Source organism: Shewanella sp. Arc9-LZ (genome assembly GCF_010092445.1).
In the GTDB taxonomy this organism is placed as follows: Bacteria; Pseudomonadota; Gammaproteobacteria; order Enterobacterales; family Shewanellaceae; genus Shewanella.
Map to the genome: position 1 here is coordinate 3,104,056 of NZ_CP048031.1, position 12,752 is coordinate 3,116,807.

11 protein-coding genes are annotated in these 12,752 nt (G+C 41.6%); 3 read left to right on the top strand and 8 right to left on the bottom strand.

What is annotated here, in order from left to right:
- Nucleotides 1-82 precede the first annotated feature (82 nt).
- The 3 genes from GUY17_RS13300 to xthA are packed head-to-tail and all read left to right on the top strand — an operon-like array spanning nucleotide 83 to nucleotide 1,775.
- The gene (locus tag GUY17_RS13300) at nucleotides 83-634 is read left to right on the top strand and encodes a septation protein A (RefSeq protein ID WP_162023420.1); all 552 of its coding nucleotides are present in this window, start codon (nucleotides 83-85) and stop codon (nucleotides 632-634) included.
- 35 nt (nucleotides 635-669) lie between these two features.
- The gene (locus tag GUY17_RS13305) at nucleotides 670-969 is read left to right on the top strand and encodes a YciI family protein (RefSeq protein ID WP_101086747.1); all 300 of its coding nucleotides are present in this window, start codon (nucleotides 670-672) and stop codon (nucleotides 967-969) included.
- The gene (gene xthA / locus GUY17_RS13310; protein WP_101086746.1) at nucleotides 969-1,775 is read left to right on the top strand and encodes an exodeoxyribonuclease III; all 807 of its coding nucleotides are present in this window, start codon (nucleotides 969-971) and stop codon (nucleotides 1,773-1,775) included. The genes GUY17_RS13305 and xthA overlap by 1 nt, the downstream gene beginning before the upstream one ends.
- A 246-nt stretch (nucleotides 1,776-2,021) precedes the next feature.
- Here the strand turns inward: xthA and GUY17_RS13315 are convergent, their stop codons facing one another.
- The 8 genes from GUY17_RS13315 to GUY17_RS13350 all read right to left on the bottom strand — a co-directional run bounded on the left by GUY17_RS13315 (nucleotide 2,022) and on the right by GUY17_RS13350 (nucleotide 12,634).
- On the bottom strand, nucleotides 2,022-3,257 hold the full coding sequence (locus GUY17_RS13315; RefSeq protein ID WP_254439823.1) for a hypothetical protein: 1,236 nt from the start codon (nucleotides 3,255-3,257) through the stop codon (nucleotides 2,022-2,024).
- A 53-nt stretch (nucleotides 3,258-3,310) separates the two neighbouring features.
- Entirely contained in the window at nucleotides 3,311-5,644 is a 2,334-nt protein-coding gene (locus GUY17_RS13320) for an EAL domain-containing protein (protein ID WP_162023422.1), read from the bottom strand.
- A 2-nt stretch (nucleotides 5,645-5,646) separates the two neighbouring features.
- Entirely contained in the window at nucleotides 5,647-6,321 is a 675-nt protein-coding gene (locus GUY17_RS13325; protein WP_254439824.1) for a hypothetical protein, read from the bottom strand.
- A gap of 256 nt (nucleotides 6,322-6,577) precedes the next feature.
- Entirely contained in the window at nucleotides 6,578-8,023 is a 1,446-nt protein-coding gene (locus GUY17_RS13330; protein WP_101086743.1) for a methyl-accepting chemotaxis protein, read from the bottom strand.
- 257 nt (nucleotides 8,024-8,280) lie between these two features.
- Entirely contained in the window at nucleotides 8,281-10,524 is a 2,244-nt protein-coding gene (locus GUY17_RS13335) for a molybdopterin cofactor-binding domain-containing protein (protein WP_162023423.1), read from the bottom strand.
- Between the two features lie 2 nt (nucleotides 10,525-10,526).
- Nucleotides 10,527-10,979 (bottom strand): (2Fe-2S)-binding protein, encoded by a 453-nt coding sequence (locus tag GUY17_RS13340; RefSeq protein WP_101086741.1) that lies wholly within the window; start codon nucleotides 10,977-10,979, stop codon nucleotides 10,527-10,529.
- Between the two features lie 2 nt (nucleotides 10,980-10,981).
- Nucleotides 10,982-11,590: a nucleotidyltransferase family protein gene (locus GUY17_RS13345; RefSeq protein WP_162023424.1), complete on the bottom strand. Its 609-nt coding sequence runs from the start codon at nucleotides 11,588-11,590 to the stop codon at nucleotides 10,982-10,984.
- Nucleotides 11,591-11,611: 21 nt separating this feature from the next.
- Nucleotides 11,612-12,634: an XdhC family protein gene (locus GUY17_RS13350; protein WP_162023425.1), complete on the bottom strand. Its 1,023-nt coding sequence runs from the start codon at nucleotides 12,632-12,634 to the stop codon at nucleotides 11,612-11,614.
- Nucleotides 12,635-12,752 lie beyond the last annotated feature (118 nt).

The following is a 12,752-nucleotide window of genomic DNA, read 5'->3' on the forward strand; positions in this document are numbered from 1 at the left end:
AAACACTATCTCATCATGTTACAATCGGCGTATATTGTCGTAGTGACAGCTGTTTGTTGTCCTTTTTCTGCAAGAGATTTTTATGAAACAACTGTTAGACTTTTTACCACTGGTCATTTTTTTTGCCGTTTACAAATTCTATGATATCTACGCCGCAACAGGAGTATTGATTGCTGCCACGGCTATTCAACTCGTCATTACGTATCTGATTTATAAACATATTGAAAAAATGCATTTAGCCACCTTCGCCATGGTGACTGTATTTGGTTCACTCACCCTATTTTTCCACGATGATGCTTTTATCAAATGGAAAGTCAGTATTGTTTATGCCTTGTTTGCTATAGGGTTAATTGCCTCACAAATCATGGGGAAATCAGCGCTTAAGAGCATGTTAGGCAAAGAAATGAAAGTAGACGATAGAATATGGACTCAAGTCACATGGTATTGGGTTGGATTTTTTGTATTATGTAGTTTCGCCAATATTTATATTGCGTTTAATTTACCTTTAGAAACCTGGGTTAACTTCAAAGTATTTGGCTTAACCGCCCTTACCTTAATTAACACAGTGATAACGGTAGTGTATCTGTATAAAAATATGCAAGATGACAACTCGCAACCTACTGATAACCAATAATTGTTTATGTAAAATCAAATAAAGGAAGCAGCTCTATGTGGTATATGATTTCATCTCAAGATATTGAAAACAGTTTAGAAAAACGTTTATCTGTTCGTGCTGAACATTTAGCCCGTTTACAAGTTTTAGCCGATGAAGGCCGTTTATTAACCGCTGGACCACATCCTGCTATTGATAATGAAAATCCTGGTGAAGCGGGTTTCACAGGGTCATTAGTGGTTGCTGATTTCCCTTCATTAGAAGATGCACAAGCTTGGGCAGATGTGGATCCTTATATTGGTGCTGGCGTGTACAAAAGCGTTATCGTTAAGCCATTTAAACGAGTGCTTCCTTAATGAAAATAGTTTCTTTTAATATCAATGGTATTCGTGCTCGTTTGCATCAACTGCAAGCTCTCATCGACAGTCATTCACCCGATATAATTGGCTTACAAGAAACCAAAGTACATGACGAAGCTTTTCCTGTTGCTGACGTTGAGGCTATGGGGTACAAAGTCCATTATCATGGTGGCAAAGCACATTACGGTGTCGCTATGCTGTCAAAAGCAGAACCTCTTGAAATCATTAAAGGGTATGAAACCGATGATGAAGACGCGCAACGCCGTCTTATTATTGGTCAGTTCACACAAGATAATGGCCGTATATTAACCGTTTTTAATGGTTACTTCCCACAAGGTGAAAGTATCCATCACGAAACGAAATATCCAGCTAAGCGCAAGTTTTATCAAGACTTAATGCTGCATTTAGATAAACATCACAATCCAAGTGAAGACATCGCGATTATTGGCGACATTAATATTTCGCCAACCGATTTAGACATCGGTATTGGTGAGGTTAACGCCAAACGTTGGTTAAAAACCGGTAAATGTAGTTTCCAACCAGAAGAACGTGAATGGTTAGCACGTTTACAGCAATGGGGCTTTATCGACAGTTTCCGTCAATTACACCCTACTCGCACTGAACGTTATTCATGGTTTGATTATCGTAGTAAAGGTTTTGATGATAACCGTGGACTTCGAATTGACGTCATTCTGGTCACAGAGTCAATGTTGCCACGTTTAGTTGAGTCAGATGTAGATTACGAATTACGTGGTATTGATAAACCATCAGACCATGCGCCAATTTGGAGCACATTTAGTTAATCGAAGTGGATGTTAACTGACCCTTAGATTAAACGACATGATGCTTGAACAAAAAACGCTATGCCTAACAGCATAGCGTTTTTTTATGATTGTTGACTCTGCATTAGCCATTAGCCCATGCTTGTAGTTAACCCATATTAGCCGTTAACTAACCTAAACGTGGAATAATAAACACCTTTCAAACTGCTCCCTATCTTGCTAACTTTGTCTTGCTAACTTTATTGAATTAACTTGCAGTAGGCTTAACTAAAAAAAGTAACGGCTAGACACTTGCCATTGTTGCTCAAGCAGTTCGACCGATTCATTAAGATACGCTCTAGCAGGACGAGTTGAATCAACAGCATTGTATTCAAATTGGATAAACCACGGTCTATCGAGTTGATATTGATACGCAAGGGTCAATGATTGGCCATCTTCATTATTATTATCTTCAGGAGTAAGATCATTATCGGTAACAGAAAAGTCTTCAACTCTTAAACTTAATCTGTGCTTGTCCCAACGTTTACTCAATAACACGTAACCCGATTGAAAATCATTATCGACCACAGGATAACCATCAGTGTTGGTCATTAAGGTGGTTCCTTGCATAAATTGACTGATTAAACTGACACCAAAAGGCAAACGCCATTTTGCGCCAACATGACCAAACTGAGTCAACCACACATATTGACCTTGCTTAACAATATGCGTATTGGCGTTATTATCATAGTAACCCGCTTGAACACTGCCTTTATTACGCCAAGTCCACTTTGCGAGTACATGCCCACCAATGCGGTCGTCAAGTTCAGTAAAAGGGTCTGAGTTAGCGGCTTGGGCCTCTAACATACCCTCCTCTTCCATTGCAGGAATGGCAGTGATAGGAATGGTTTCTTGCACTAATGTTTGTCTTGAGGTTTGAGTCCAGCCATGCCAGGCCAGCATAGCGCCGGTGGTATCGTTAAACATAAAGGCTTCTGCAGTTAACGAAAAATCATGCTCTGATTGCCGATATTTCCCTAATGATTCAACCGTTGTCGACAGGCCAATGTGCCTAACCTCTTCGGCCAGCCAACTATTCATGGTTGAATAGTTTAAGGTGAAAGGTGATGCCCATGCGGTAGCGACATTTTCTAACGATATTTGCGGATACATCAAGCCAAACTGAACATCAAACCGAATACCTTGCTCACTCGGAATATCCCGATAACGTAAAATGGCTTCAGTGATACCCAATCCATTATTGATACCATCAACATATCCATTCGCCACAATACGACTCGACCAGGCATCGCCCCATTGGCTGTGATAACTTAACCCCAGTTGTGATAAGGCTAAGTGCGCGCCATTATCAACGCCAAACTTGCCCAATCCACCATCCAAATATGAATCGATGCTATCGGCATAACCAACACGGACATCTATCACGCCACTGAAATCATGCTCAACATCTGCATGACCAATCACGTCATTATCCAATGGTTCGGCATAAATACTGCTACTCACACACAGTAAGCAACACACTATCCTTGTACGTAAGCCGCAAATAATCAATTCTCCTACAGGTAATCAGATTGCCCTAACCAGTCATTAAACTGTTGTTCAGGCAATGGTCGCGACAAATAAAAGCCTTGGCCCATTTCGCAGTTTAGATTGGTTAACCATTCTAAAGTAGCCTTGTCTTCAATGCCTTCGGCAACCACTTTAAGGCCTAAATTATGAGCTAATTGTAACGTCGATTGCACAATGATTTGGTCTGCTTCATTTTCAAGTAACTTTTGCACAAACGACTTATCAATTTTAAGTTCATCGACCGGCAGCTGTTTCAATTGTGCCAATGAAGAATAGCCAGTGCCATAGTCATCTATTGATAACGTGAGTCCATTTTGACGCAATAACGTGAGCTGTTTTATTGCCAGCTCGGGATCAGATACCACCGCATCTTCAGTTATTTCTAACGTCATCGCGGTAACAGGTACATTATGCTCAGCGAGGGCATTAATGACCCAGTGGCAAAATTGCTCGTCTTTTAAATTTTCAGCCGAAATATTTACTGCTATACACATATCAATGCCCAGTAATTGCCAACGATGATATTGAGCTATCGCTTCGGTAATCACCCAGCGGGTCAATGCATCCATTTGCATGGTTTTTTCAGCGATAGGAATAAACGTATCCGGTGGAATAATGCCTCTAGCGGGATGATCCCAGCGAACTAACGCTTCAACATGGGTAATTTTTTGTTTGGCTAAGTTTAATTTTGGTTGGTAGTAAAGCACTAACTGATTTTGCTCAATCGCCACTTTAAGCTCGTTAATGAGTTGAAAACGTTCAATGCTATTTTTATCGATATTGGCATCGTAGATTTGATAATCACGCTTATTTATTTTAGCGTGCTGCAAAGCCGTGTCAGCTTGTCTTAGCAGGGTAACAATATCTACGTTTGGCTGATAAAAACTGACACCAGCAGTAAACTGCAAATGTAACATTACATCTTGATAGTGATAATCTTGGCCAATCTGATCTTGAAGCTTTTTGAGAAGCACATCAAACGATTGATGTTCACAATGCTTAAATGCTAAAACGAACTCATCACCCGACAATCGATAAGCTAAGGCATCGGGATTAACCTCACATAAACGTTTAGCCACTTCTTTAATTACTTCATCACCTACAGCGTGACCTAAGGTGACATTAATTTCAGTCATACGGCGAATATTAATTAAACACAGCCCCATGGTTGACCCCGATACTAACCAAGGTTCAATCATGCGCTGTAATTCATTACGATTGCCTAAATTGGTTAATGGGTCATGATAGGCTTGATGAGCAATGGCTTTTTCTCGTTGTAGAATAGCTTGCTGCATCGAGGTAAATTCATTGGCTAATTGCTGTAGCTCAATACTGGAATCGACACTCACATTAGAATCATAATTACCTTGTGCGATAAAACGTGCCTGGGCAATTAACTGTGTAATAGGTCGAGTGATACTGCCCGATATCCAAAACGCCAACAGTAAGGACACCGGTAACATCATGACTAACACCGCAACTTGTTGTAACCACTGAGACTCTATTGATGCCAATAAATCAGAGCGGGATTTATACATATAGGCATGTAAAGACTGACCATCGACTTCACCTAAAGATTGCTTCCAGAGAATATAATCGTGGTTGGTTTTCTCTTCAATGATATAACGCGATAATAATGAGCTTTCATCTTCAGGCAACGACAGACCTGAATGACCAATTTCAGTGACTTTACTTTCAGTTGTTAACATAAAACCGCTGTTTAAGCCGGTGAGCTTCTGCAACGAATTAGCTAAGGTATCATCAATAAGAAACCCAAAACCCACCCAACCGATAACGCTATTACCGCCACTAGTGAGTGGTGAAAACTTAATTTGATACAGTTTATTATCTAATAAATAGAATGGACTTAGTGTTTCAAATTCAGAACCTAACTTGTATCGAAACACCTCGTTCTGCTCCGAGCCCAGAGCAACGGCTTCACGACCTAATTCACCTTGTGAAGCCACCAGCTGGCCAATAACTTTACCTTCAGCAGACACCGCCATTGCTAAAGATGCATTAATCCGACTGCGATGATTATTTAACGCCACTAGAAAACTACGATTATCGCCATCAATAAAGATATCTTTTAAACCAAAATCCTTTGCGGCCGTCGCGGCAAATGCAGCCAAATAATAATTTCGGTTATCATATTGCGACTCGAAAACTAAACTCGCTACTTCAAGTTGATTGGCCACATACTGTTGCTCTAACCTTTGATTAGATTGATACGTTAACCAAAAAGACAAACTCAGTACGGCAATGATTAGCAATACAAAAAAAGCAAAAATCCGAGTTTGCAACCGATTAAAAAATAGCAATACTAGTATCCTTCTAAAAATTCAAATTCATCTAAACTTTGCTGGCTGGGAATATTATCAAATTCTGCCTGTAAGGTGATAGTCATAGCGTTATCTCTAGGGAAATGAACAGTTTTCACTTGCTGATTATCAGGCATTTTTAGCTGTGGATGCCACACAACCAGCTTGAAGTCATCAGCAGGTAAATCCGCAAATGCTACTATCCCTTCTAAATTGGTCACAGCATAATATGGGGTGTCGACCACCAATAAATGTCCAGACATCCAGTCATGAACATTGCAGCCCATAGACACATGCCCTGTTTGCTCAAATCTCAATATTTGCTGTTGTTGCTGATGACGAAGTTTGAATGAAAAACGCTTCGGCCCTAATGCAGAAAAAATATGATGAGTAATATCATCTTCATTGACAAAAGCCACATCATTGCCTTTTTGTACAACAGTAATATAGGGAGAAAACTGCTTATCTTTTTGATGAACTTCAGCTTTTGGCGGAGCAACGGTGGTAACAATATTGGCAGGGTCGCTGGGGAGTAAATACACCACCATGTTTTGTGCTGGTTGGCCTTGGGCGTTTAACACCGCAATACTCTGAGGTGCTGCGATCGCGGCAGAGGTACTCAATAATACACAGCTTAAGGTCAGCGCTATAACAACGCGCGTAGAGATAATAATCATTTATACTCCTAATGATGTTTGCCTAATAACACAATAAAGCGCCGCAATAAGGTAGCGATGACACATACACCATGCTATTCACAAATATCTAATAGTGTAATGCGACTAACTCAAGTGGTGTTCGACGACTAATTAGAGTCAATACACTTAAATCACCACTTAACAACTTAGTAACAGACCAGATACCTTAGTACTTTATTTCAAGCTAATCAAAAATATATCAACGATCTCCTCTTTAATGATAAGGCTGTAAGCGCTAGATTTTATATTGACTTAAAATCGCAGCTAAGCCTTTAGACGATTGATTCAAATCTTTAGCTAATACACCAGCTTGTTTGGAAGTACTGCGAATCGTTTCCGATTGATGACGAATTTGATTAAGTTGTGAGGCGATATCCCTCGCAGACATGCTTTGTTGTTCCGCGGATGCGGCTATTTGGCTGCTCATATCGAACACCGCATTAATAGACTCAGCCATATGAGTAATATCATCACCGACCGCCTTAATGCTCGCACTCCCTTGGTCTGCTTCAGCAACAATCACATTGGTAATACTGGTCAGTTTTTTAGAACCTTGTTGCAACCCTTCAATCATGTTTTGAATTTCTACGGTGGCTTTTTGGGTACGCCCCGCAAGGGTTCGCACTTCGTCCGCCACCACAGCAAAACCACGACCTTGCTCCCCGGCACGCGCCGCTTCAATGGCAGCATTTAATGCCAATAAATTGGTTTGTTCAGAAATACTATCAATGGTAGTAACAGCATCATTAATTTGGGTGGCATCGCGGGAGAGCTGCTCGACAGATGAAAACGCTTCAGCGATACGCTCAGACAAATAGCTAATACGTTTGACGGCATCGTTAATCTTACTTTGGCTTTGATCCATTTGCGTTGCATTTTGCTTAGTATTTAATGATGTATCACTCGCGTGATGTGACACATCGGCTATGGCGGCCGTCATTTGATCCATGGCGTGTGCCACTGAGTCTAAAAAGTGATGTTGCTGATCAATCAGCTCGTCGTTGGTACTGGCTTGATGATTAAACTCGTTAGCGGCAACAGCCAAGGTTTCAGCATTACTGCGGATAGCACTGACCATTTCACTCATATTATCGGCGCAACGATCAATATCTTTGGCGATTAAACTGAAGTCGTCTGTACCAAAAAAATTTAACCTCATGGTTAAATCACCGTCAGCTAGACGCTTGATTGCCATGTACATTTCCCATAAACCTCCCCCTAATGAGGTTGAGATCCAGTAACTCAACTGAAATAAGGGTAATAAACCCACCAATGCGATTATTAACATAAAACTAGTTTGGCTTAACGGCTCTTGTTCCGACGGTTGTACATTTTGACTCATCGTTAAAAATTGGTTGCCCACACTCGCCGATGCCGTCACTACATCGCCGCTACGTAACGTATTGTCGCGCCCAGATAGCTGCAATTGATTTTCTTGGGCAAATTGCTTAAGGGCATCATTTGCTAAACCTTGATTATTAGCAACCGAAGCATAACTTTCAATACTTGCTTTAACACGTTGTAACGATGTTTGTTCAATTAAGTCGTTTGTTTGTTGGTAATTCATTAGCGCTACAACACTGGTGATCAATGCCACAAGTGAACACACCACCCAAAATTTTCCATTTAGGCTGAATTTAATCAAGATTGCATCAATTTTTCTAAACTGGATTTGCTTCATATAAGCTTCCTAAGGCAATTGGCCATTATCTCAACAGTGAGAACAAAACGACATAAACGAATAACACCCACACAAACGCCAATTAATATTATAGAAGAGTCTGATTATTCAGATTCAATTACTATTCAATAACCAACATTTTTAAATTTTTTTTTGCACACAATAATAATGCCTAAGTGCGCATACACTTAGGCATTTGGCTTATTTATTATCGGCTTAAGATAATAAAACTTAAGTGCTATAGCTCACGAAAATGGCTAGATCGATAAAAACTTATTAAGCGGTAAATCGCGATATCTGATCCCCGTGGCCGCAAAAATCGCATTGGTTAAACTCGGCGCAACAGGCGGTACGCCTGGCTCACCAACACCGGCAGGTTTTGCCGTAGACTCAATAATATAGGTCTCAATATCAGGGCATTGCGGTAAACGCAATAAAGGATAATCATGGAAGTTAGATTGTTCAACCTTGCCATCTTTAAAGCTGATTTCGCCCATCATGGCTAAACTTAGCCCAAAAATGATTGCGCCTTCTAGTTGTGATTTAACCCGATCAGGATTAACCACTCTACCGGCGTCAATCACCGCTATGGATTTCAATACTTTGAGCTGTTTATCCACCACTTCAACTAATGTTGCTACCGCAACATAGCTAACAAAACTGCGATGAACAGCCATACCCCAACCTTGGTTTTCAGCCGCTTTAGGCGCATCTGCCATTACCGCTTCTAACTTATCTAACGCCTTATGATAACGGCCCACATCAACAGGATGATCCGCTAACTCCTCACCGTAATTACCATAAGTAAAAGCTTGATTTTCAAACGGCTCAATTCGAGACGGACCTAATAAATCACGCCACATTTGCACACAGGGTTTGTTAGCATTTACCGCTATTTCGTCGACAAAACTGCCAATACCAAAAGCATGTTGAATATTACATACTGACCGCATCCAACCTATACGAGTGTGGGCAGGAGCTTTAACGGCTTCAAGTTGGATATTTTTAAGGGCTAGCGGTACATCGCTAAAGCCTAAATCAAGTTCGCCAGCTGAAGGATATTCAACACCTTCGGCAAATGTTGAACTAATTGAAGGGAAACCAGTACGCGCTAATAATGCTGTCGGCATCTTATTGCAGTCTAATGCAACTTGATACATCTGTGCACTGATCGCATGGTAATAACCGTTTTGAATTTCGTCTTCTCGACTCCAGCAGACTTTGATCGGCTTATTGAGTTTTTGCGATAAAATAGCAGCTTCAACACTAAAGTCCGGCTTTGATTTACGTCCAAAACCACCGCCCAACAAAGTCACATTAACCGTAACTTGCTCTTCTTTAAGCCCTAACGCACCTGCCACATTTTGCTGGGTACTTTGTGGTGTTTGGCTCGAAGCCCACAACTCGCAACCTTCAGCCGTCACATTCGCCGTTGCTACTGGCGGCTCCATCATTGCATGAGTTAAATACGGAACGGTATAAACGGCCTTAACCGTAGAAGCTTTTGGCCAATCAGTAACAGACTCACCTAATTGACGCATCACTTTACCCGGTTGGTTAACTCTCTCAACCAAGCCTTGCAAATATGTCTCTGAGTCATGACTATCATTAATCGATTTAGACCAGGTAATGGTTAACGCTTTACGTGCTTCAATTGCACTCCAGCTGTTTGTTGCAATCACGGCAACCCCACCTAGAGCTTGGAATAATGGCGCACCTTTAGGCACTGGCAAAGTAATAATATCAACCACCCCAGCAATCTTACGAGCTTTTGCATCATCAACACTAACCACATCACTGCCTAACACTGGCGGACGAGTGATACTGGCATACAACATTCCATCGAGTTTAATATCATATCCGTATATTGCTTTACCCGTTAGCATCGCATCCATGTCGACAATGGTGTGGGATTGACCGATATGAGTGAATTCACTTTCGGGCTTGAGCACAACCGAATCTAACTCTGGCATCGCTAATGTCGCTGCAACTAGTGCTAACTCACCGTAAGTAAGACTCTTTTTACTGCCTTTGTGATGGACTTTATGAGCTTTAGCGTACACTTCAGTCACTGGAACTTGCCATATTTGTGCTGCGGCTTGTTCAAGCATGGTTCTGGCGGTTGCGCCCATTTGGCGCATACGTTGATAATGCTTACGGATACTGCGGCTACCATCGGTATTTTGGCTGCCGTAACGTTTATCTGCTAAACCTTGAACCACGACAACCTTATCCCAATCAGCTTCCAATTCATCAGCTAAAATTTGTGGTATGCCCGTTCGGATCCCTTGTCCCATCTCAGATCGATGACAAGTCAAATACACCTTATTATCTTCCCCAATGGCCACAAACAAGTTCATCATTGCTTGCTTGTCTTGAGCTAACGCCATTGGGCTCCAACTTAAGCCTGTTGCGCCTAACGCTAATCCACCACCGACTGCACCAAATATCTTTAATACGTTACGACGACTAATATTTTCAACTGCTGTAAATGTGGTCATGATCACGCCTCCGAAGCCGATTGAATAGCGGCTTTTATCCGTGGATAAGTCCCACAACGACAAATATTACCCGACATGGCATCGGCTATTTGTGTTTCAGTAGGTTTGGGCGTCGAGGTTAATAACGCAGCAGCAGACATTAACTGCCCCGCCTGACAATAACCACATTGCGGTACATTATGTTCTAACCAAGCTTGCTTTAACTTTTCAGCCTCAAGACCTTCAATAGTGGTAACTTGCTTGCCTTGTACTTGTTTTAAACTGGTTAAACACCCGCGCATAGGACTACCATCAACATGAATAGTGCATGCCCCACAAAGCCCTGCGCCACAACCAAATTTGGTGCCAGTTAGGCCTAATATGTCACGCAATGCCCAAAGAACGGGCATATTAGGGTCAGCATCGAGGGTGAAATCCTTTCCATTTACCATCAGTTTTTGTGTTGGGGTTGTCATAATTAATCCTTATTATCTAACCAACGAGCTAAGTCAGCTGGTGTATCAATATCAAATTGCGCTTGTTCCATCTGAACAACGTTCAAGCTATTATTTTTATCATGTTGTTTTAAAATGCTTTTAGCACCTTTATCGCCATCAATCGACATCAAAACATTAATATCTTCAGCTAAAAAAATAGCTGGAACACCCACATTTTGCAGGTAAAAAGCGCAAGTAGTTAAGTTATTACGAATATAGGCTTCTATCAATTGCAAATACTCTGTTTCTTGCAAAGCCACTTGGTCGGCTAATACGATTAACATTGCATCTGCTTGTTGGCTTTGAGCATAACGCCCTGCAAGTTTTACCGAGCTTGATAAGCCTAACTGCCAATTATCATTGATGAGCCGATGATGATCCGCAATGATCGCCAATACTTCATCCGTTTGATGTGCACCTAACATTACCACCGCTGGGGCGATACCCACTGCGGTGGTGACGCGATCGAGAGTCTGCAGGCAATGCTCAAGTAAGCTTAGTTCGCCTTGCACTTTGGCGACAATTTTAGCACCGTTAAAACGGCTGCTAGCGCCAGCGGCTAAGATTACAGTAACAATTTTAGGCTTCATGAATGCATGTACTCTGAGAGTTTATGACAACATCACCGTATCAAGGCTGGTTAACTGACTTTGATACAGCACTCCATGGCATTGAGATAATATACTGAGCCCAACCGAACCAGGCAGCTCGCCGCCTAATGCTAACCCTGCAGGTGCCGAAAAATAGCCACTAAAATCATCGACACTGAGTTCAGCCATGCTCAACACCTTGTCACGACGATGGGTAGGACCCAATAACGAAATATAAGCCAAAGGTATGGTTTGGAGTACCTGTAATGTTTTAGCATCAATTTGTAAATTATGGCTCATCACAAAGGCGGCATCTAAACTAGCCAAAAGTGTTGTAGACACTTCTGCTGTTGGTTTCTTGATGATCTGACATCCAGGAAAATCATAAGTACGCGCATAAGCAGTACGTTCATCAAACACACTGACTTTCCAACCAAGTGTTTGCGCCATTTGTGCAATAGGTTGTGCATCTAAGCCACCACCAAAAATACCAATGTGTACTGGTGGTCTAACTGGAATATGCAACACAGTATTATCTTGATCGACTACTGCGCGAGTTTTACTATTGAGAGTGACAGATGTTGATAGCTCGGCGCCTTGTTCGACAAAGTGACCACTTAGTTTATTGACCGGCGTGCCATCTGCAACAACATCAATTTGATACACACCTGCATGACCACGCATTAAGGCGTCATGGACACTCACCAAACCAAGATAATTGTTCGATTTATTTAACGACACCATCATGATATTAACAATACCACCACAGCCCAGCTGATAACTGGTATCAGACTCATCGGTTGCGTCATAGGTTAACTGAATAACTTGCTGAGTTTGAATCGCACGTTGGGCGTGACGACGTAAATCCGCCTCAAGACAACCACCACTTAACATCCCCAGGCTTTTACCCATTGGATGAAATAGCATTATGGCGCCAGGTTTGCGGTAAGAAGACCCTTGTACTTGGGTAAGAACGGCGAGTACCCAGTCTTCTTGATAAGAAGGTAACCAGGTATCGAGTAAATCAACGAGGTGTTGAACCATGTTGGCTGTCCATCATTTGTAAACGCATTATCTTAAGCTAACAGACTGCGTTTACAATGCAAAGAATCAATGGTTTCAACTTATTAATAAATAACCTCAATGACCTGATCACATAACA

Excerpts from the sequence above, each read along its gene's own strand:
- GUY17_RS13325 (WP_254439824.1), bottom strand. The coding sequence starts at position 6,321 with ATGATTATTATCTCTACGCGCGTTGTTATAGCGCTGACCTTAAGCTGT.
- GUY17_RS13305 (WP_101086747.1), top strand. The coding sequence starts at position 670 with ATGTGGTATATGATTTCATCTCAAGATATTGAAAACAGTTTAGAAAAA.
- GUY17_RS13335 (WP_162023423.1), bottom strand. The coding sequence starts at position 10,524 with ATGACCACATTTACAGCAGTTGAAAATATTAGTCGTCGTAACGTATTA.
- GUY17_RS13330 (WP_101086743.1), bottom strand. The coding sequence starts at position 8,023 with ATGAAGCAAATCCAGTTTAGAAAAATTGATGCAATCTTGATTAAATTC.
- GUY17_RS13345 (WP_162023424.1), bottom strand. The coding sequence starts at position 11,590 with ATGAAGCCTAAAATTGTTACTGTAATCTTAGCCGCTGGCGCTAGCAGC.
- GUY17_RS13300 (WP_162023420.1), top strand. The coding sequence starts at position 83 with ATGAAACAACTGTTAGACTTTTTACCACTGGTCATTTTTTTTGCCGTT.
- GUY17_RS13350 (WP_162023425.1), bottom strand. The coding sequence starts at position 12,634 with ATGGTTCAACACCTCGTTGATTTACTCGATACCTGGTTACCTTCTTAT.
- xthA (WP_101086746.1), top strand. The coding sequence starts at position 969 with ATGAAAATAGTTTCTTTTAATATCAATGGTATTCGTGCTCGTTTGCAT.
- GUY17_RS13340 (WP_101086741.1), bottom strand. The coding sequence starts at position 10,979 with ATGACAACCCCAACACAAAAACTGATGGTAAATGGAAAGGATTTCACC.